This window comes from Candidatus Tectomicrobia bacterium (genome assembly GCA_016192135.1).
Classification (GTDB): domain Bacteria; phylum UBA8248; class UBA8248; order UBA8248; family UBA8248; genus 2-12-FULL-69-37.
Genome location: JACPUR010000017.1, coordinates 151,862 through 170,461 on the forward strand (window position 1 = coordinate 151,862; position 18,600 = coordinate 170,461).

Consider the following 18,600-nt stretch of genomic DNA (forward strand, 5'->3'; position numbering starts at 1 on the left):
TTCTACCTTTGAGTGGCTGTTTGCCGGAGCCGCGGCGGATGCTCTTAGGGGGGCGGTTCATTCCTGCTGCGCCGCGGCCTCTTGCCCGGCCGGCAGGATGTCGGCCCGCGAATAGGGCGGGATGGCCGCCCCCTTCCGGACGCCGCGGATGATCTGGTCGATCCGCGCCTGGCGCTCCTCCGGGAGCGGGTGGGTGTCGAAGAGGCCGCCGTCCCCTTCCTGGCCCCTGGCCTTCAATTCCGCCGCGTGTCGCCGCAGGAAGACGTTGATGTATCTCGTCCGCGCGGAGTTCCCGTGCCGCTTCTCCATGAGCGCGGCCGCGATGGCGTCGGCCTCGAATTCTTGCTCGCGGCTGTAGGCCCGGTGGACGAGCGGCTGGGCGATGAGGCCTAGCGTGGCTCCCGGCACGAGCGCCCCCAGGGCCACGAAGACCCCCGTCACGGCCACCGACGCCATCTGGAGCTTGGCGTTGTGTCCGGCGATCTCGTGGGCCACCTCGTGGGCGGCCAGCGCGTCCAGCTCCTCGTCCGGGATCCGGGTGAGCGCGCCCTCCGTCACATAGAAGTTCCCGCCCCCGGTGCTGTACGCGTTGACGGCGCCGCTCCGGACGATCCCGATCTTCCAATCGTTGGGCTTGCAGTCCGGGCAGGCGATCTTCTGGTATTCGATGAGGATTCCGGCGAAGCGGCGGAACTGCGGGTGGGCGCCCGGGTTGGGCATCGTGTTTCTCGATACGGCCCCGCAGCCGGATAGGATCAGGGCGAGCAATAAGGCGGCGATCTTGCCGTGCATTGGTTCCCTTCCGCGCGTTCTGGGCATTCACTGACCCGGATCGAAGCACGCGGAGCGTATAATAGGTTCGGTTTTTCTTTCAATGAAAATATGGGGGTTGGTCCGGAAAACCGGCCGCGCGCGGTTCTCGTGCTTGCGGTTCTTTCACCTCTTTCGCTATCGGCGGTAAGGCGCCCGTTGCGCAGGTGTGAAGAGCGCATGTCCGGTGCAGTCCGCCCACTCGCCGCACAAGAACGCGCGAGCCCTACCCTGAACCGTTTCTTAACGTTCGCTTCACGCGCGGGAGACGCGGTTTTGGGGCCGATCCATCTCTGCTAGAATCCTGGCGCCCGCTTCTGTGCCCATCGCTCGAAATGACGAGGAAAGGAAAGGGAAAGATCATGGCGGAAAACATCTTCCGGGGGGTTCCCAAGAAGGACGGCGGCGATCATCCCGAGTGCGCCCCGGACGAGATCTTCATCGGCAACCACCACCAGGCGGGCTTCCGGGAGCTGCCCTGGAAGACGAAACGCGCCGGGAACGTGGCGTATGACGACCGGGGCAACCCGGTGGACGACGCGCAGTTCTTCCCCGTCTTCGTGAAGCGGGCCGAGTACCAGCAAAAATCCTGACAATTCAGCCGGATTTCCGCAGGGGCGGGCTTCAAACACGCCCCTGCCGGCTCCGTCATGGCGGTGGATATCCCCGCCTGATCAGAGCGCGCCCGGCCCGGATTCTCTCTCCGCCCCGGATGCCCTATACTCCCGGCCTCCGAACCCAATCCCGGCCCAGGCGGCGCTTCGGGCGCGCCAGGGTTTGGTTTTGTCTTCCCTCACGGAGGTCCCGCATGCAGATTCGGATGGAAGGACGCTCGGCCCTCATCACCGGCGGCAGCCGGGGCCTGGGCCGGGCGATGGCGCTCAAGTTCGCCCAGGCGGGCGCGAAGGTGGCCATCCTGGCCCGGCGGCCCGGCGTGCTGGACGAGACGAAGAGGGAGATCGAGGCCGCGGCCCCCGGGGCCAAGATCAAGGCCTGCCCCTGCGACGTGAGCGACCCCGGGCAGATCCGGGACGCCTTTCAGGCCGTGGTCCGGGACTTCGGCCAGGTGGACATCCTCGTCAACAACGCCGGCACGTCGGTGCGGGGCAAGTTCGAGGAGCTGACGGACGAGGTCTGGATGGAGGACTTCAACCTCAAGCTCTTCGCCGCGGTACGCCTCTGCCGGCTGGCGCTGCCGGGGATGAAGGAGCGCCGCTGGGGCCGGATCATCAACGTGCTGAACACGGCCGCCAAGGCGCCCGCCGGGGAAGGCGCGCCGACGGCGGTCACCCGAGCCGCCGGCATGGCCATGACCAAGGTGCTCTCGAAGGAGGCCGCCCCCTACAACGTGCTGGTCAACGCGCTGTGCGTGGGGCGCTTCGTCACGGACCAATGGCTGGGCCATCACAAGAAGCAGGCGCCGGAGAAGACCTTCGAGCAGTACATGACGGACATGGGGAAGACCATCCCGCTGGGCCGGGTGGGGGACGCCGGGGAGTTCGCCAGCGTCGCGTGCTTCCTGGCCTCGGACGCGGGCTCCTACGTCTCCGGCGTGGCCATCAACGTGGACGGGGGCGCCTCGCCGGTGGTGTAGGGTGCGCGCAACCAGGTGTGAAATTCCCCCGGATGATTTGCCCCCTCCCCCTCCGGGGGAGGGTTGGGGTGGGGGAGATTCGCGCGGGCTTTTCCCTCCCCCTGCCCCTTCCCGCCTGCGCGGACCGAAGCCCTTCCGCCTAGGCGAAATTCGCTTCGGCGGGCGAAGGCCCGGAGGGAGGGGGAAAGGCGGCCGTCTCATCCCGAGGGAGAGGAGATGAGAGCATAAAGGCGACCCTTGTGGTCGCCCGTTTTTATTCGGCGAGGGCGGGCGCAAGGCCCGCCCCTACAAGTTCACCGTGCGGGGCTGACAAAGTTGCCTTCTCCTATTTCAAGTTCACCAGAACCGCCCCCGCCACGGTGACAGCCGCCCCGGCCGGGACGCGCCAGGTGATGTATTCCACCTGCCGGAGGAGGGCCAGGGCGAAGAGCACGGTGAGGAGGGGGGAGGTCTGGATGAGGGCGGTCATCCGGTACACCTCGCCCCGCTGAAGCGCCCCCGCGAAGAAGTAGGCCCCCATGGACGCGGCCAGGCCCATGATCAGCAGGGGCCTCCACGCCTTCCGCATGTCCTTCAGAATTGCCCCCCGCATGAAGAGAAAGGTGTAGCCTCCCACCAGCAGGAAGGAGGCCACCATCCCGAGGAGGGCCCCCACCGAGGCGTCCGGGAATTTGGAGAGTCCCGTCCGCCAGAAGATGGCGCCGAGGCCCGAGACGGCCGCCGCGGCAATGGGCCACAGAGCGTCGATGCGCCGCCAGCGGCCCTGCGTCTTTCCCGAGGAGAGGAGCACGATCCCCGCCACGACCAGCAGCACCCCCGCCAGCCCGTACCACCGGGGCTCCTCGCCCAGGAACAGGATGGCCAGCAGCGACGCGAAGACGGGGGAGCTCCCCTTGATGGGGGCGGCGCGCGAGACGCCGATCTTGGAGATCCCGAACATGAAGAGAAGGGTGAAGAGGCCGGGGGTGCAGATGCCTCCTGCCACCACCCACAGGTAGTGCCACCCCAGAGGCGGGACCGCCGCCCCCGAGGCCAGGGCGATCGCTCCGAGCACCACCAGCGAGACGGCCCGTGAGAACGTGACCGCGATGAAGGGGCTCGTGTGCTGGACGCTGTAGCGCGCCCCCATGTCGGCGACGGCATAGGAGAGGGCGGCGCCAAGCGCGAAGAGCAGGGCGGCGTCGAAGATCAAAAATGAGGCCTCCGCAAAAGAGAGGGGTTTATCCCATTTCGGCGGGGATTTGTAAATCCGGAGCGCGGTGTATTTGTTTCGACCGCAGCCAGCAGGTTCCTCGGCCGCTTCATCTCCCGGAATGAATGGGGAGGCTGGCGGAACGTGGAGGGAAACGCCCGCTCCCCCCCGGGATGCGGAGATCCCCGCGGGGGCGGAAGTGAGCCCTTTCGGGATGGCCCGGGGCTAGTTTCCGTCGCCCAGGATCTTCCGCAGATGGCTCTCGAAGCTCCGCCGGGCGTCCTCGGGAAGCACGAACTCGAAGCCCACGATCCAGGTGGAGGGATTCAACTCGTTCTCGTCCACCCATACCGGCTTGGCCCGTATCCCCTTCATTTCGTGCTCGTAGACGAAGACGGAGCAGTCGATCTCCATCTCGAGGGAGGGCTTGCTCAGAACCACCACCTGAAAGCCGCTCGCGCTCAGGTCCTCGGGGATGAGCCGCAGGTCCGAGAGCATGGGGGCCTTGACCATGACGGGGACGGGGATGTGGTAGCGGATGTACCGGCGCTTGTCGCCCGGGGAAGACATTGCCCGAATCTCCTCGATGCGGGTTCTCCGGCGGGGCGGCGCGCCGCCCCGAAAACGTAATGGCTATTTTACCCCGCAACCCGCCCCAGTTCTACGCTGGGGGCAGGATCGCCACCCGGCCCCCCTTCCGCTCCAGCTTTACCCCGTAGGGCGCGGATAAGTCGTTGAGCTGCCGCACGATTTCCGCCTCCGGGGCCTCCCCGGGGGAGAGGACCTGGCAGGGCTCCCCGACGCCGCACTTGCAGGGGACGATGTAGGGGTCCTTCAGCCCTTCCTTCGTGAGGGTGGCCCCGAAGAGGAAGGTCTTGAGGGTCTCCCCCGTGAAGAAGGGCTCGAACTTGTCGAAGATCAGGTTCCCGGTGCAGTGGAGGATGGGCTTGCCCTTGTGGTACTCGATGGCCGAGAGCACGTGCTGGTGGCCGCCGAAGACGGCGTCCGCCCCGGCCTCGATGGCGGCGTGGCCTATCTCCCGCTGGAAGTCGTTCACCCGGGGCGTCATGCTGGTGCCCCAGTGCTGGCTCACGAGCACGATGTCCACCTTGCGCTTGAGGGCCCAGATGTCGTCCCGCATGCGCTCGAGATCCTCGGGCACCGCCCAGGTGACGATCTCGGGAGCGACGCCGGGGTAATCGTTCGCGTCCCGCCCGGGCGCGGAGCGGTAGGCCGTGACGGCCCGGAGCGGGTTCACGCCGGCCGCCTCCTCCCCCGCGGGGAAGCCCATGGGGAGAGTGGAGGAGTAGGCGAGCACCCCGACCTTGAGGCCCTTGCGCTCCAGCACCACCGGCGCCGCCGCCTCCTCCAGGTTCCGGCCCGCCCCGGTGAAGGGGAGGTTGTGCTTTTTCAGCACCTGCATGGTTTCGAACAGGGACTCCTCCCCCCAGTCCAGCATGTGGTTGTTCGCGATGGTCAGGACGTCGAAGCCCGCCTCCACCAGGCCCGCCACGAGCTCGGGATGGCCCCGGTGGAAGAAGGGCTTCCCCTTCATGAGCTTGCCGCTGCGGGCGAGGGCGTGCTCCAGGTTGGCGGTAGCCACGTCCGCCGCCTTGAACAGGGGAGCGGCCGCCCCCATGAGGCTTTTTCCGGACTCGCGCATCGGGGCGATGTCCCCGCCGATCAGCAGGCTGCAGGATGGCTCGTTGGGCATGTTCCACTCCGCGGGATGGCGCCGGCGCGGCCCGCGCCGGGTATGGGAACGGATAAAAGCTTGACGAGGGACACTCTTTCGCAAATTGCCCTCCCCGGCAAGCGCCGGAGCCCCTTTCGCGGCCCCCGAAGCGTTGGTCGGCGCGCCGGGCCGTTCTATACTGATGCCTCGCGCGGGAGGCGGCGTTGCTGAGCGAGCGGGAGATCCGGTTCCTGGCCGGGGCCCGGGTGGGCCGGCTGGCCACCGCGGACGCGGCGGGGCGTCCCCACGCGGTCCCGGTGGTGTTCGTCTGGAGCCGGGGGCGCCTCTATCTTCCCATCGACGCCAAGCCCAAGGGCGACCCCCGGAGGCTGCGGCGGGTGCGGAACATCCGGGAGAACCCGCGGGTGGCGCTCCTCGTCGACCACTACGAGGAGGACTGGGGCCGCCTGGGCTTCCTCCTGGTGCGGGGGCGGGCCGCCCTCCTGGAGGGGGGAGGTCCGGAGCAGGAGGAGGCGGAGCGGCTCCTGCGCGAGAAGTACCCGCAATACCGCGCGCTCCCCGTCTCGGCCGAGCCGGGGCTCATGATCCGCATCGATCTGGAGAGCCGGGCCGCCTGGGGCCGGCTCGGAGAAGAGGCCGGGTAGCCCGGCCGGGAGAGGAGAACGATGGATCGGCCCATCCGCGTCGTCGCCAGCTACATGCCGTGCCTCCTGGCCCTCCGGGGCCGTCCCTATGCCCCCGCCATCCAGAAGCGCATCGACGCCGCCCTGGACCCGGCGCGGGTGGAGTTCATCCTGGAGCCCGATCCGGCGGCCCGCCTCAAAGCCCTGGAGGAGGCGGTGGTCTACATCCACCGCAACGAGACGCTGCCGCCGGAGCTCTTCGAGCGGGCGAAGAAGCTGAAGCTCGTTCAGGCGGGGACGCCCTGGGGCGAGCGCATCAATATGGAGGAGGCCGCCCGGCGCGGGGTGGCGGTGGCCCTCATGCGCCGGCCCATCAGCGAGACGGTGGCGGACCTCGCCGTGGCCCTCATGCTCTATCTCGTCCGCAACATGCGCGAGAGCGACCGGCGCATCCGCGGGGGCTGGGACGGCCCCCTCTCCCCCACCCGGCCGGACGGGAGCGCCTACAACTGGACCCAGCTCCCGGACTCGCGGGGGCTGCGCAAGATGCGGCTCGGCATCCTGGGCATGGGGGAGATCGCCCGCTTCTTCTCCGAGCGCGCCAAGGGCTTCGGGATGGACATCCGCTACTGGAACCGGACGCCGCTGCCCCGGCCCATCGAGCGCAAGCTGGGCGCCAGGTACCTCGAGAAGGACAAGCTCCTCAAGACCTCCGAGGTGCTCTACGTGGGGGTGGGGATGCGGCCCGACACTCGCCATTTCGTGGGCGAGAAGGAGCTGGCCGCGATGCGGAAGGGGGCCGTCCTCCTCAACCTGGGCCGGGGGCCCCTGGTGGACCAGGAGGCCCTCCTGGCGGCCCTCCAGAGCGGCCGCCTGGGCGGGGCGGGGCTGGACGTCTTCTACCCCGAGCCCTTGCCGGCGGACCATCCGCTCCTCCAGCACCCGCGGGTCGTGGCCACCCCCCACGTCGGAGGGGGGGACGACGGGATGATCGTGAGCGAGCTCGAGGCCTTCATGAAAAATGCCCACCGCATCGTGGACGGCAAGCGCCCCGTCGGCATCGCGAACGGGGTGAAGTGGGGGGAGGGCTAGTTCACCCGCTATTTTCGCAGGATGGGTTCGGTTCTGCTCCCTCTCCCTCCGGGAGAGGGTTGGGGTGAGGGAGGGTTTCAGGAGCCGTCATTCCCTCACCCCCGTCCCTTCTCCCAATGGGAGAGGGGGGAATACCTCTTCGATTGGTGGGCTGGGACGAGCCGGAGAAGCAATCAAACCTGAAGTTCCGCTGGCCCTGCCGGAGGACACCATGAGTGACAATACCCTGAAGGTCCAGGTGGAGTGGCGGGGGGGCAAGCGCATCCACGTCGAGGCCCGGGGCAACCGGCTCGTGGTGGACGAGGCGAAGGAGGGGGGCGACGGCTTCCGGCCCACCGAGCTCCTCCTGGGGGCGCTCGGCGCCTGCACCATGGGCACCCTCCTCAACTTCTGCAAGAACATGGACATCCCCGTCGAGAGCTTCACTATCGATCTGGAGGGGAAGCGCGAGACGGCCCCCGAACGGGTGGGGGAGATCCGCCTCTCGCTCGTCCTCGCGGGCCAGGTGCCCGAGGACCGCCTCGAGACGCTCCGGCGGGTGGCCAAGGGCTGCCGGGTGCACTACACCATGACCCACCCGCCCCGGATCGAGCTGGAGCTGCGGGCGGCCGAGGGGAAGGTACAAGAGAGGGTGTAGGGGTAGTCCTTGCGGCTGCCCGCAACAGGGCGGGCACGAGGCCTGCCCCTACAGAGGCCTGGGGTTTGCCTGGAGATCCGATGCCTATCGAACTTGCCTGGTACATGTCCTGCGACGGGGATAGCAGCCACATCGGCCAGAAGTTCGCGGATCACTCGCCCAGCTACGAAACCTTCACCCGCATCGCCCGCAACGCCGAGCGCGCGGGCTTCACTACCCTCCTCGTCCCCACCAGCCAGATGAGCGGCCACTACAGCCAGCAGGCGCCCGCCTGGGACAGCATCGTGAACGCCGCCGTCGTCGCCCCCGCGACGAAGACGATCAAGCTCCTGCTGGCCGTCCGGATGGGCATCATGGATCCGGCCATCTGCGCCCGGATGCTCGCCTCCCTGGACGAGCTGAGCGGAGGGCGCATCCTCCTGAACGTGGTGACGGGGGGCGCCCCGCTCGCGAGCTACGGCGAGGAGATGGACCACGACACCCGCTACGAGCGCACGGAGGAATACCTCCAGGTGCTCGATGGCCTCTGGACGCGGGAGAAGTTCACCTTCGAGGGTAAGTACTACCGGCTCAAGGACGCCTCCGTCTTCCCGCACCCGGTCCAGAAACCGCGCATCCCCTTCTTCATGGCGGGGGCCTCGGACGTCGCCCGGGCCATCGCGGCGCGGCGGGCGGAGTATTCGGTCTTCTGGGGCGAGACGCCCGAGCAGGTGGCGGGGGAGGTGCGGAAGATCGAGGACATGCTCCAGGGCACGGGCAAGAAGCTCAGGTACGTCACCCGCTTCCAGATCATCGCCCGCGAGACCGAGCGCGAGGCCTGGGAGGCAGCGGAGGAGGTCCTGAGCCGAATCGACCCCGAGGTCCTCGCCCATCACCGCGGCGTCATTTCGAAGTTCGAGAGCCGGGGGACCCAGAACCAGCAGAAGCGGACCGCGGAGGAGATGGTGGGCCCCAACCTCTGGGCGGGGATGGGCCGCATCCGCTCGGGCTCGGCCGTGGCCATCGTGGGCGACTACGCGCAGTGCGCGGAGAAGATCGTCGAGCTGGAGCGGGCGGGGGTGGACTTGCTCATCCTCTCGGGGTTTCCCCTGCACTCGGAGTGCGAGCGCGTGGGCCGGCACGTCATCCCCCTGGTTCGGGAGATGGAGCGGGCGCTCCCCGCGCGGGGGTAGAAGGCATCCAGGTCCAGGGTTTCCCGAATCTGTAGGGGCGATGCTTGTCATCGCCCCAAGGGGGGCGAACACGAGGTTCGCCCCTACAGAAAGAACGGATACGGCAATCGTAGCGTCGTTGGCTTTTTCCCAATTCCTGAAAGGGCAGTCCCGTGACCCAAGACCCACCCCTCGTTTCCACCCAGTGGCTGGCCGATCGCCTGAACGATCCCAATGTCCGGGTCATCGAGGTCTCCTCCTCGGCCGAGGACAAGCGCTACCGCGAGGGGCACATCCCCGGCGCGGCCTGGTTCTTCTGGAAGGACCTGTGCTGGGACGACACCGACCGCGAGTTCCTCACTCCCCAGCAGATGTCCGCGCGCCTGGGCAGGATCGGCATCACGCACGACGCCACCCTCGTCATCTACGGCGACCCGGTCCAGTTCGGCACCTACCCCTTCTGGGCGCTCACCATGGCGGGGCACCCCAGGCTCAGGCTCCTCGACGGGGCCAAGACGCGCTGGAAGGCGGAGGGGCGGCCCATGACGCAGGAAATCCCCTCGTTCAAGCCCGCGGACTACAAGCCGCCCAAGGGCGGGGACAGCTCCATGCGGGTGGGGCGGGACGAGGTGCGGGCCAACCTCAAGAAACCGGGCCGGCTTCTTCTCGACGTGCGCTCCCCCGAGGAGTACAGCGGGGAGCGGGTGATGGCCCACGGCTCCTTCGACCATGGGGCGGAGCGGAAGGGACGCATCCCGGGCGCCGTCCATCTCTTCTACAAGGAGCTCTACAACGCGGACGAGACCTTCAAGCGGCCCGAGGAGCTGCGCGCCGCCCTGGAGCGCGCCGGGGCCACCCCGGACCGGGAGGTCGTGGTCTACTGCCGCCTCAGCCACCGGGCCACGCTCGCCTGGTTCGCCATGAGGCACCTGCTCGGCTACCCGGACGTGAAGATCTACGACGGCTCCTGGACCGAGTGGGGGAGCATCGTGGGCTTCCCGGTGGAGAAGTAGGGGGGCCGCCGAGATGGGATCAGGTGGAATTTTTGAGTTAAAAAACCGCTTGATTGGCTTTTTTGATATTCTTGGGTTTTCAAGCCTTCTCGAATCCCAAGACTTAAAAAGTATCTATAAAATCTATTCAGAATTGATAGATGAAGCGAACATGAGAGTTTTTCAGAGTCCACCTTTGCCTGGTAGTCCTCCACCACCCCCAACCAAATTTGAATTTGCCCGGTTCCTTTTCGATTCGATCATTTTAGTTTCTCATCCGGTTGACCAATTGATAGGCGTAAATGATTTCATCGAAGGTTGTATTCAGATCATGGAGAATTCCTTTAAGCGAAAATTGCCTCTGAGGGGATGCGTCAGTATTGGAGATTTTCTTGAGGATCGAGACCGGGGAATTTTTCTCTCTAAGGTTTTCTCGCGGCTTGTTCGTGCGGAGAAAAATCAAGAGTGGTCCGGCTGTTACATATTGCCGGATGCCGAAGATCTGGTTGTTCAAAGTGTGCTCGATGAAAAAGGGGTTTCTCGTGATTTGGTCGGCTTTTATTGTGGTTGTCCGTTAATACCCTTTCAGATTCCTACCAAAGATAAAAAGGTAACACTGAAATGTTGGTGCCTCAACTGGGTGTATATGCTGGATGCATCGGTACTTATCTCAACTTTTGACCATTTGGTCGAACCGAAGAGGAGTGAGACTAAAAAATTTGTTGACTATGTCTATTCTCTTGTAGACGATTCTGTCAAACTTAAGCAGGATTATCTTCCTGCGGCGAAGCTACAAATGATGCGCTTTCGGACGAAGCTTCGTACTCGCATAATTGATGCCGGTGGTGACGCGGTGGAGCCGCGAAGAAAGAAACCTACGGCCGCCGAGTATATGAAGATGCTGAATGATCACAAAGAGATCATTCAATCATTGGGTAAAAGGGGCGAATTTCGACTCGAAATTAAAAGCAAGTTTACCTGTGCTCAGCCCACCCGGTACTTGAGGGGCTTGCCCTTCAGGCAGCGCACGACCTCGAGCGCCGCCTTGCGGCGCAGGTCGTCCTGGGCGGCGGTGCTGTACCAGGCGCTGTGCGGGGTGACGTGGCAGTTCGGGAGCGCCACGAGCGGGTGCCCCGCGCGCGGGGGCTCCTCGGAGAGGACGTCCAGGCCCGCCGCCCGGATGCGCTTCTCGCGCAGCGCCCCGGCCAGGGCCCCCTCGTCCACCAGCTCCCCGCGGGCCACGTTCACGAGCACCGCGTCCGGCTTCATCCGGGCGAGGGCCTCCCGGCCGATGATCCCCCGCGTCCCGGGGGTCAGGGGAGCGTGGAGGGAGATGTAGTCCGAGCGCCGGTAGAGGTCGTCCAGCTCCACCTTCTCCGCCCGCAGCTTCTTGAAGACGGCCTCTGGGGCGTAGGGATCGCAGGCGAGGAGCTTCATGCCGAAGGCCCGCGCCTTACGGCCCAGCGCCGCCCCGATGCGCCCGATGCCCAGGATGCCCAGGACCGCGCCCTTCAGCGGCGCGATGGGCCGGATGGGCGCCACCCCCCAGCCCCCCCGCCGCACCTCGGCCACCCCCGCATCGAGCTTCCGCGCGAAGAACAGGATGAAGGCCATGGCGTGGTCGGAGACCTCGTCGATGCAGTAGTCCGGCACGTTGGTGACGGCGATGCCTCGCCGCTTGGCGGCCTCCACGTCGATGTTGTCCACCCCGATGCCGCCGCGCGCGATGATGCGGCACCTCTCGAAGGCGTTGATGGCCGTCCCGGTGAAGCGGGGGATGGAGCCCGAGATGACGGCGTCGGCCTCCCGGCAGAGCTCGATGAGGGAGGAGTCGTCCGCGCCCGGGCCCTCGACGACGCGGCACTTGAGGGGGGCGAGAACCTCCCGCTCCAGGTCGAGGGGGCCGAAGCGGGTGCCGGCGACGGCGACGGTGAGGGGTTGCTTGGCGGCATTCATGCGGGCTCCTGAGCGTTCGGGACGGCTGCGGATGACGCGCCCGGCGCCCTCTGCCGGGGCGCGGGCGAGTATAGAGGGGCCGGGGCCGGGGCGGCAATCGCAGAAGCAAAAAGCCGCGGCCCCCGGAGGGGCCGCGGCCGGATGGGGGGCTTCTCAGCCTAGCGGAGCTTGTTCTCGGGGCGGCGCGGAGGATCGTTCGCGGGCCGGGGATCGACGGGTTCATTGTTCTTGAAGCTGGGCGCCAGCTCGGCGTTGATCTTCGCCCACTCGGGATTCTCGTCCTCGCTCTCCAGGATGGCGTCGATCGGGCACTCGGGCTGGCAGACGCCGCAGTCGATGCACTCCTCGGGATCGATGATCAGGAAGGGCTGCCCCTTGTACTCGCCTGGATGCATACAATCGACCGGGCATACGCTCACACACGTCGCGTAGCGCTCACCGAGGCACTTCTCCGAGATCACAAAAGTCATTGAACCGAACCTCCTCCGAAGAAACTCTGGCAACGGGAGCGCCGGGACGGTCGAAGCGGGCCGCCTTGCGCCTGCGCAAGCGTTCTCCACCCTGCACCGGCCTAGCTTGCCGGACGCCCCATGATGCTAGCAGAGGCCCTCGGGGCGAGGCAAGCGGCCTGGGGCCTGGAAGGAGAGCCGCGTCTTCGCGCCCGTCCCGGCCGCCCGGCGCCGCGGGAGAGCCGGATCCGGGGCCTGTTTCCCCGGTTTTCCGCCGGGCGGGAAATTTTTTCCCCCTTCCGTTGTTCTATTCGAAGAACAGGACATTCCAGGCATGCCGCGGCCTGCCCCCCAGCGGGCCGGAAGGAGCGAGCCATGGACCGCCCGGAAAAACGCCGGCACGCCCGCACCCGGGGCTCCGTTTGGATTGAGTGCCCCCTTCTCTCGGGGGCGTCCTTCCAGGCGCGGGACATTTCGGCGGGGGGATTCCGGGCGATGCTGGCGCACAAGCCGCTCGAGCGCCATCCCTATCATGTGACCCTGCGGGTGGGCGAGGCGGCTTTCGGACCCTGGCCCGCTTTCCTGGCCTGGCGGCAGGAACATGCGCAGCGGCCGGGCATGTGGTCGTTCGGGATGCTGGTCATGATGCAGGACGAGCAGCGGGAGCATCTGGCCGCTCTGCTGGACGGCGTGACCGAGGCAGCCTGATCGCCGGCGGGCGCCTCAGCCCGCGCCGCCGGGCGCGGGTATCGCGAAGGCCTCCGCGCGGGGGAGGAGGATGGCGCCCTCGGCGGCGCTCCCCGCCACCTCCCACTTCTCGGCCCCCCATCTCCAGAAGTGGAACACCGTGATGGCGCACACCAGGGCGTCCACTAGGTCGCCCTGGCGCTCGAAGTCCGCCCCGCGCAGCAGGGCCGGGTTGCGTCGCAGCCGGCCCGCCAGCTCCCCCCCCAGCTCGACCGGCGGGTCGAGCCTCCCCAGCCGCTCGTAGAGCCGGGCCTGGAAGGCCGCGAGCCCCTCCTGGTGCTGGGAGGTGGCGCTGCGCTTGTACTTGAAGATTCTCTCCAACCCCAGGAGCGCCACCGAGGAGGGGTGCGGGTAGACCTCCATCGCCGCCCGGGCGGGGACGCCGGCCTCGATGTCGTAGCGGTGCGGGAAGGCGGCCCCGGCCAGCCAGGCGAGGAGCCTCCCGCCCCGGGGCGGATCCCCGCAGAGCTTCTTGTTGGCCGGGAGGGCCCCCGCGTCGTAGGCGTGCCACTTGGCGGTGCACTCGAGGTCGCAGGGGCGGGCGCCGCTGCCGTTCGGCACGACGAGCGGCGCGTCGATGCCGACGATGCCCCCGCCCGGCGTGTGGCTGACGATGAAGTCCCCCATCTCCTCGACGTGCTCCAGCCCGCTCGAGAAGGCGATGGGCCGGGCCGGGCCTTCGCCCCCGCCCTCGAGGACCACGATGGCGCTCGGCTTGCGATCCGCCCACGCCAGATCCACCCCGACGAAGCGCATCGGGGGCGGCTGGGGCAGGTTTCCGCCGGGTCGCCGTGGCACGGGTCAGCCCTCCAGGTTGGCCAGGCGGGCCGGGTTGCGCTGCACCATCCACCGGACGTCGTCCGGAGAGAGGCCCAGGAGCAGCATCGAGGCGATGAACATGCGGAGCATCTCGGGGGGCGTGGGGTTCACGTCCCCCTGCGCGTCGGTGGTCATGATGCAGCGCTCGGGCCCGAGCATCTTCGCCGCGGCCGCGATCTTCTTCGGGTCGAGCCCCTGCCACATGGGGAAGGCCGAGATCCAGGTGAACTCGACGATGTAGCCCATGTCCGCCACCTCGCGCATCTGGGCGTCCGAGGCGTGGACGATGTGGATGATGGGGTGGGTGTAGACGAACTTCTTGAGGCCCACCTCCTTGGCGCACCGGGCCAGGGCCAGGCCCTCCTCCGCCGAGAGATGGCCGGTGGCCACCACGATGTCCGCGTCGCGGGCGATCTCCAGGATGGCCACCGCCTCGGGGAGCACTTTCCCGTCCCTCCCGAGCACCGTCAGGCCTCCCTCCGCGGGGGGATGGGGGGGCCTGTTCTTGTAGGTCGCCGCCACCCGGCGGCTGAAGGCGTTCACCTTGATGTCGTTCGCGCTCGTGTAGGTGGGCATCCAAATGACCTTGGCCCCGAGGCGTGCCGCGCTCTCGGCCGCGAAGGGGGAGAGCCCGCCCACGTTCGTGTTGAGGACGATGCTCCCCATGGCCGTCACGCCCGGGTAGACCTCGCTCAGCACCCGGGCCTGGGCCACGGTGGGCCAGAGGTGGCTCTTCATCACGAAGCCGCGCATCCCGTGCTGCCGGGCCACCTCCGCCCATTCGTGGTCCAGGACGCGCCCGGACTCCTCCAGGGTGAGCTGGGGATAGATGTGGGCGTGGAAGTCGATGGCGCCCTCGAGGAGCTCGTCGGCTTGGGTCTTGGGCATGGAATGAAGCCTCCGGTCCATCTGCCAGGAATACGGGAAATCGGCCTTTCGGGTCCGCTATGATGCGCGATGGCCCGCCCCGGGGCAAGCGCTGCGCCGGCTTGCGCTCCCCCCGCCCCGGGGCTATCCCTTGGGCCGCGGGAGGCATCCGGCCGGCCGGGCCCCTCGGAGGGCGCCCGCCCTCCCCCGCGCCGTTCATTCTTTCCCGCGCCGCATTTTAAGCTGACGAAGGAGGCTCCCATGAAGGTCGCCTACGTGTTCGCCACGTCCGGGCACACCGCCAGCTACAAGCTCGGCAAGATGATCCTCCCCCAGCTCGAGGAGAAGCGCCACGGCGCGGAGGTCGTCGGGATGATGTTCTTCGACGACAACAACTACGTCCTCCGAAAGGGCGACCCCATCGGGGAGCGCCTCGCCAAGGTGGCCCGGGAGCGGAACATCCTCCTCATGATGTGCGACCAGTGCGCCCTGGAGCGCGGCCTGGCGGTGGGCGAGGCCTGCGGCGCCACCCCCTCCGGCACGGTGGACGGGGTGAGGGTGGGCTGCTTCCCGGACCTCTACGCCGCCCTGGCCGCGAATCCGCCCGACCAGGTCATCAGCCTGTAGGGGGGATCCCCAGAGTTTGTCAGGAGGTTGTGAAAAGCTGTCATTCCGAGCGCCAGCGAGGAATCTGCTTCTTGAAATAAGCAGATTCCTCAGTCGCCCTCTTTCCGGGTTCCCAGGCGGCGAGCCACCTGGGCGGGCTCCCTCGGAATGACAGATGGCGCCATACTCGTTGATTTCCCGGATTCAATCATCCCTCCCGCCGGTTCCCGCCCGGGAGAGGGGGTGGTATCCTCCCGTTCTCTCGTTGTCCTATCGTCCAGCGCATGCGGAGGAAGCCCCCATGCCCGAGACTCCGGCCCCCGGCGCCCCCGTGCGGGAACTCGAAACCCCGGCCCTGCTGGTGGACCTCGACGCCATGGAGCGCAACCTCCAGCGCATGGCGGACAACTTGAAGGGCACGGGCCTGCACCTCCGGGCCCACGCCAAGACCCACAAGAGCCCCCTCCTCGCCCGCAAGCAGATGGACCTGGGCGCGGTGGGGGTGTGCTGCCAGAAGGTGGGCGAGGCCGAGGTGATGGTGGAAGGGGGGATCGGGGACATCCTCGTGAGCAGCGAGGTGGCCTCCCCCTCCAAGCTCCGCCGGCTGGCCGCCCTGGCCCGCCACGCCCAAATCATGGTGGTGGTGGACCACCCCCAGGGCGCCCAGATGCTCTCGGAGGCCGTGACGGCCGCCAGGGTGGAAGTGGGCGTCCTCGTGGACGTGGACGTGGGCCACGGCCGCTGCGGGATCGCCCCCGGGGAGCCCGCCGCCGAGCTCGCCCGCCGGGTGGACCGCCTGCCCGGCCTCGTCCTCCGCGGCTTCCAGGCCTACGAGGGGAAGGTGCAGCACTGCGAGGGCTTCGAGGCCCGCCGCGCGGCCTACGGCCTGGCCGTGGACCGCATGAAGGAGACGTTGAAAGCCTTCGCCCGGGCGGGGCTCTGCACGGATGTCCGCAGCGGGGGCGGCACCGGCTCCTGGCGCTGGGACGCCGAGACCGGCGTCCTGAACGAGCTCCAGTCCGGGAGCTACCTCTTCATGGACGCCCACTACCGCCGCATCGGGGGGCCCTCCGGCCCCGTGAACGACGACTTCGAGCCCAGCCTCTTCGTCCTGACCTCCGTCGTGAGCACCCCGGCCAATGACCGCATCGTGGTGGACGGGGGCCACAAGGCCCTCTCCTCGGACAGCGGCTGGCCCGTCTGCCTGGAATTGGAGGGCGCCTCCTACCGCGCCGGGGGGGACGAGCACGGCATCCTCGACCTCGCCCCCGGCGCCCGCCGGCCCGAACTGGGCGAGACGCTGCTCTTCCAGCCCAGCCACTGCGACACCACCATCAACCTCTACGACACCTACCACGCCATCCGGGGCGGGATGGAAAATGGCGTCCTCGAGGCCGTCTGGCCCGTCGCCGCGCGGGGGAGGGTGTGGTGAGGGGGAACAAATGGACGTGAATGAATGGCAATCGAGATTGGAAAACACCTTCCCAATCAGACCTAGCCCTCGACTGGAAGCAATAATCCGTCGAGAGGAGGAATATGCACTTTATGTGAACTCAACTTATCACGGGTATAGAGTGTTCGCGGAGAGTTTTTTTGATTTCTATTTGGAGACATTACAGAAAGTGGGTCAGTATATGCAGGAACATGGTATCCCGCGCGAATTCCCCATGTATCAGTCAATCGCATTACTCTATGCCATTAATTATAGAAGTTTGAGGGCCGCAGAAAATCTCTTGCTATGCGGATATCCACTCGGTGGGTACTCGTTATTTAGAGACATCAAGGACCGCGCTATTTTTCTAGCAGCAATTGTGAATGGCTATACATCTTTGTGGTCTCTTTTTGGTTTTCTTGATATTGCAGCGGCGGCTGACCGCTCTCCTTTGTCACTCGAAGAATATCGGAGGATCCGGAATAGAAGAAAAAAGGAGGAGCGAAAAGTTTTTGAACTAATGACAGGAGAAAAATCTGGACTTGCAGAACCGGATGTGAACGAATTGAAATCTTGGGAAGAGTTATTCCATGAGGAGGTGCATTCGTCTCGATTGACGTTTTTTGGGGAGGGTGGCCGTTGGCTTATGGGCAAGGGGCCATTTCCGATCGGACCGGTTCCAGACGATTCATCAATAGCTATGTATATGAATAGGTCGTACGAAATTAGATGGATGCTTTTGCGGATGCTTCCTTACCTTCAGGTTGCCGAAGATGAATTTGGAGGAGAATGGACTAAGAAATGGCAGATTTTGGATGAATCCTTTCGCTTTGTACATTCTAATTCTAAGGAACCCGGCAAAGCGTTAGCCGATGCAATTGTGGCGTTGATTGAACATAAGTTCTCCTTTTCACCATCTTTGAAATATACGGAATGCGATGGCTGAGCAGAAAAAGCAAGAGATGGTCTCTCGGTGACATAGGAGCCCCCCAATGCAATACGGCCTGTGCATCTTCCCGACGGACTACGCGATGATGCCCGCGGACCTCGCGCGGGCGGCGGAGGAGCGGGGCTTCGAGTCGCTGCTCTTCCCGGAGCACACCCACATCCCCTCCTCGCGCAAGACCCCCTGGCCGGGGGGAGCCGAGATTCCGAAGGAGTACCTCCACAGCCTGGACCCCTTCGTGTCCATGGGGGCCGCGGCGGCGGTGACCCGGACGCTCAAGGTGGGGACGGGCATCTGCCTCGTCATCCAGCGCGACCCGATCGTCACGGCCAAGGAGGTGGCGAGCGTGGACTTCATGTCGGGGGGGCGCGTCCTCTTCGGGGTGGGCGGGGGCTGGAACCGGGAGGAGATGGAGAACCACGGCACCCGCTTCGAGAGCCGCTGGGCGGTGATGCGCGAGCGCATCGAGGCCATGAAGGAGATCTGGACGAAGGACGCGGCCACCTACCACGGCCAGCACGTGAACTTCGAGGCCATCTGGTCCTGGCCCAAGCCGGCCAAGAAGCCCCACCCGCCCGTCCTGGTGGGCGGGGACGGCCCCCGGACGCTGGAGCGCGTCGTCCGCTACGGGGACGAGTGGATGCCCATCCCCCGCGGGAAGGACGTCTCCTTCAAGGAGAAGATGGACCGGCTGAACGAGATGGCGGCCAAGGCGGGGCGGGGGAAAATCCCCGTCTCGCTCTTCTTCGCGCCCCCCGAGGCGGGAGCGCTCGAGCGCCACAAGAAGGACGGCGTCCACCGCTGCCTCTTCTACCTCCCCTCGGCCGGGAAGGACATTCTTCTCCCCAAGCTGGACGAGCTGGCGGCGCTGGCGCGGAAGGTGGGGTAGGCCTTGTTGTCATTCCGAGCGCAGCGAGGAATCTAGGAGGATGGCCGCTGACGAAGATTCCTCGCTCCCGTTGGTCGCTCGGAATGACATCTTTTGGTTGGT

Annotated in this window: 20 protein-coding genes; 12 read left to right on the top strand and 8 right to left on the bottom strand. The window is 66.5% G+C overall.

Translation table 11 applies throughout. The features are described from left to right. Window positions 1-57 precede the first annotated feature (57 nt). A complete protein-coding gene (locus HYZ11_07145) occupies window positions 58-792 on the bottom strand; it encodes a M48 family metalloprotease (protein ID MBI3127363.1) in 735 nt (244 codons plus the stop codon). Between the two features lie 380 nt (window positions 793-1,172). Here HYZ11_07145 and HYZ11_07150 point away from each other — a divergent pair, with 380 nt between their 5' ends. Both HYZ11_07150 and HYZ11_07155 read left to right on the top strand, forming a co-directional pair. Beyond that, a complete protein-coding gene (locus HYZ11_07150; protein ID MBI3127364.1) occupies window positions 1,173-1,403 on the top strand; it encodes a hypothetical protein in 231 nt (76 codons plus the stop codon). A 215-nt stretch (window positions 1,404-1,618) separates the two neighbouring features. Continuing rightward, window positions 1,619-2,404, top strand: a complete 786-nt coding sequence (locus tag HYZ11_07155; protein MBI3127365.1) for an SDR family oxidoreductase — start codon at window positions 1,619-1,621, stop codon at window positions 2,402-2,404. 325 nt (window positions 2,405-2,729) lie between these two features. Here HYZ11_07155 and HYZ11_07160 read toward each other — a convergent pair whose 3' ends face one another. The 3 genes from HYZ11_07160 to HYZ11_07170 form a co-directional block, all read right to left on the bottom strand. Beyond that, window positions 2,730-3,596, bottom strand: a complete 867-nt coding sequence (locus HYZ11_07160) for a DMT family transporter (protein MBI3127366.1) — start codon at window positions 3,594-3,596, stop codon at window positions 2,730-2,732. A 225-nt stretch (window positions 3,597-3,821) separates the two neighbouring features. After that, a complete protein-coding gene (locus tag HYZ11_07165) occupies window positions 3,822-4,166 on the bottom strand; it encodes a PilZ domain-containing protein (GenBank protein MBI3127367.1) in 345 nt (114 codons plus the stop codon). Between the two features lie 91 nt (window positions 4,167-4,257). Continuing rightward, entirely contained in the window at window positions 4,258-5,310 is a 1,053-nt protein-coding gene (locus tag HYZ11_07170; GenBank protein MBI3127368.1) for a CapA family protein, read from the bottom strand. A gap of 185 nt (window positions 5,311-5,495) precedes the next feature. On the opposite strand from HYZ11_07170, the gene HYZ11_07175 reads away from it, so the two are divergent. From HYZ11_07175 to HYZ11_07195, 5 genes are all read left to right on the top strand, one after another. After that, entirely contained in the window at window positions 5,496-5,936 is a 441-nt protein-coding gene (locus HYZ11_07175; protein ID MBI3127369.1) for a TIGR03668 family PPOX class F420-dependent oxidoreductase, read from the top strand. A 21-nt stretch (window positions 5,937-5,957) separates the two neighbouring features. Then, window positions 5,958-7,007 (top strand): hypothetical protein, encoded by a 1,050-nt coding sequence (locus tag HYZ11_07180; protein ID MBI3127370.1) that lies wholly within the window; start codon window positions 5,958-5,960, stop codon window positions 7,005-7,007. Window positions 7,008-7,218: 211 nt separating this feature from the next. Continuing rightward, complete coding sequence (locus tag HYZ11_07185) at window positions 7,219-7,644, top strand: OsmC family protein (protein MBI3127371.1); 426 nt, start codon at window positions 7,219-7,221, stop codon at window positions 7,642-7,644. 80 nt (window positions 7,645-7,724) lie between these two features. Further along, window positions 7,725-8,816 carry an LLM class flavin-dependent oxidoreductase gene (locus HYZ11_07190; GenBank protein MBI3127372.1) on the top strand — a complete coding sequence of 364 codons (1,092 nt, stop codon included), beginning with the start codon at window positions 7,725-7,727 and terminating at the stop codon, window positions 8,814-8,816. A 152-nt stretch (window positions 8,817-8,968) separates the two neighbouring features. Further along, window positions 8,969-9,808 carry a sulfurtransferase gene (locus tag HYZ11_07195; GenBank protein ID MBI3127373.1) on the top strand — a complete coding sequence of 280 codons (840 nt, stop codon included), beginning with the start codon at window positions 8,969-8,971 and terminating at the stop codon, window positions 9,806-9,808. Window positions 9,809-10,771: 963 nt separating this feature from the next. On the opposite strand, the gene HYZ11_07200 is transcribed toward HYZ11_07195, so the two are convergent. Then, window positions 10,772-11,743 carry a C-terminal binding protein gene (locus tag HYZ11_07200; protein ID MBI3127374.1) on the bottom strand — a complete coding sequence of 324 codons (972 nt, stop codon included), beginning with the start codon at window positions 11,741-11,743 and terminating at the stop codon, window positions 10,772-10,774. Window positions 11,744-11,901: 158 nt separating this feature from the next. Beyond that, the gene (locus HYZ11_07205; GenBank protein MBI3127375.1) at window positions 11,902-12,213 is read right to left on the bottom strand and encodes a ferredoxin family protein; all 312 of its coding nucleotides are present in this window, start codon (window positions 12,211-12,213) and stop codon (window positions 11,902-11,904) included. A 354-nt stretch (window positions 12,214-12,567) separates the two neighbouring features. On the opposite strand from HYZ11_07205, the gene HYZ11_07210 reads away from it, so the two are divergent. Then, on the top strand, window positions 12,568-12,900 hold the full coding sequence (locus HYZ11_07210; protein MBI3127376.1) for a hypothetical protein: 333 nt from the start codon (window positions 12,568-12,570) through the stop codon (window positions 12,898-12,900). A gap of 15 nt (window positions 12,901-12,915) precedes the next feature. Here the strand turns inward: HYZ11_07210 and HYZ11_07215 are convergent, their stop codons facing one another. Together HYZ11_07215 and HYZ11_07220 are read right to left on the bottom strand one after the other, a co-directional pair. Next, on the bottom strand, window positions 12,916-13,737 hold the full coding sequence (locus tag HYZ11_07215; protein MBI3127377.1) for a DUF429 domain-containing protein: 822 nt from the start codon (window positions 13,735-13,737) through the stop codon (window positions 12,916-12,918). A 3-nt stretch (window positions 13,738-13,740) separates the two neighbouring features. Next, complete coding sequence (locus HYZ11_07220) at window positions 13,741-14,646, bottom strand: hypothetical protein (protein ID MBI3127378.1); 906 nt, start codon at window positions 14,644-14,646, stop codon at window positions 13,741-13,743. A gap of 240 nt (window positions 14,647-14,886) precedes the next feature. On the opposite strand from HYZ11_07220, the gene HYZ11_07225 reads away from it, so the two are divergent. The 4 genes from HYZ11_07225 to HYZ11_07240 all read left to right on the top strand — a co-directional run bounded on the left by HYZ11_07225 (window position 14,887) and on the right by HYZ11_07240 (window position 18,498). Further along, window positions 14,887-15,252 carry a sulfur reduction protein DsrE gene (locus tag HYZ11_07225; GenBank protein MBI3127379.1) on the top strand — a complete coding sequence of 122 codons (366 nt, stop codon included), beginning with the start codon at window positions 14,887-14,889 and terminating at the stop codon, window positions 15,250-15,252. A gap of 280 nt (window positions 15,253-15,532) precedes the next feature. After that, a complete protein-coding gene (locus HYZ11_07230; protein MBI3127380.1) occupies window positions 15,533-16,663 on the top strand; it encodes a DSD1 family PLP-dependent enzyme in 1,131 nt (376 codons plus the stop codon). Between the two features lie 10 nt (window positions 16,664-16,673). Then, window positions 16,674-17,609 carry a hypothetical protein gene (locus HYZ11_07235; GenBank protein ID MBI3127381.1) on the top strand — a complete coding sequence of 312 codons (936 nt, stop codon included), beginning with the start codon at window positions 16,674-16,676 and terminating at the stop codon, window positions 17,607-17,609. Between the two features lie 46 nt (window positions 17,610-17,655). After that, window positions 17,656-18,498 carry an LLM class F420-dependent oxidoreductase gene (locus tag HYZ11_07240; GenBank protein ID MBI3127382.1) on the top strand — a complete coding sequence of 281 codons (843 nt, stop codon included), beginning with the start codon at window positions 17,656-17,658 and terminating at the stop codon, window positions 18,496-18,498. Window positions 18,499-18,600 lie beyond the last annotated feature (102 nt).

Excerpts from the sequence above, each read along its gene's own strand:
- HYZ11_07145 (MBI3127363.1), bottom strand. The coding sequence starts at position 792 with ATGCACGGCAAGATCGCCGCCTTATTGCTCGCCCTGATCCTATCCGGC.
- HYZ11_07150 (MBI3127364.1), top strand. The coding sequence starts at position 1,173 with ATGGCGGAAAACATCTTCCGGGGGGTTCCCAAGAAGGACGGCGGCGAT.
- HYZ11_07155 (MBI3127365.1), top strand. The coding sequence starts at position 1,619 with ATGCAGATTCGGATGGAAGGACGCTCGGCCCTCATCACCGGCGGCAGC.
- HYZ11_07165 (MBI3127367.1), bottom strand. The coding sequence starts at position 4,166 with ATGTCTTCCCCGGGCGACAAGCGCCGGTACATCCGCTACCACATCCCC.
- HYZ11_07170 (MBI3127368.1), bottom strand. The coding sequence starts at position 5,310 with ATGCCCAACGAGCCATCCTGCAGCCTGCTGATCGGCGGGGACATCGCC.
- HYZ11_07180 (MBI3127370.1), top strand. The coding sequence starts at position 5,958 with ATGGATCGGCCCATCCGCGTCGTCGCCAGCTACATGCCGTGCCTCCTG.
- HYZ11_07185 (MBI3127371.1), top strand. The coding sequence starts at position 7,219 with ATGAGTGACAATACCCTGAAGGTCCAGGTGGAGTGGCGGGGGGGCAAG.
- HYZ11_07190 (MBI3127372.1), top strand. The coding sequence starts at position 7,725 with ATGCCTATCGAACTTGCCTGGTACATGTCCTGCGACGGGGATAGCAGC.
- HYZ11_07200 (MBI3127374.1), bottom strand. The coding sequence starts at position 11,743 with ATGAATGCCGCCAAGCAACCCCTCACCGTCGCCGTCGCCGGCACCCGC.
- HYZ11_07205 (MBI3127375.1), bottom strand. The coding sequence starts at position 12,213 with ATGACTTTTGTGATCTCGGAGAAGTGCCTCGGTGAGCGCTACGCGACG.
- HYZ11_07210 (MBI3127376.1), top strand. The coding sequence starts at position 12,568 with ATGGACCGCCCGGAAAAACGCCGGCACGCCCGCACCCGGGGCTCCGTT.
- HYZ11_07220 (MBI3127378.1), bottom strand. The coding sequence starts at position 14,646 with ATGCCCAAGACCCAAGCCGACGAGCTCCTCGAGGGCGCCATCGACTTC.
- HYZ11_07225 (MBI3127379.1), top strand. The coding sequence starts at position 14,887 with ATGAAGGTCGCCTACGTGTTCGCCACGTCCGGGCACACCGCCAGCTAC.
- HYZ11_07230 (MBI3127380.1), top strand. The coding sequence starts at position 15,533 with ATGCCCGAGACTCCGGCCCCCGGCGCCCCCGTGCGGGAACTCGAAACC.
- HYZ11_07235 (MBI3127381.1), top strand. The coding sequence starts at position 16,674 with ATGGACGTGAATGAATGGCAATCGAGATTGGAAAACACCTTCCCAATC.
- HYZ11_07240 (MBI3127382.1), top strand. The coding sequence starts at position 17,656 with ATGCAATACGGCCTGTGCATCTTCCCGACGGACTACGCGATGATGCCC.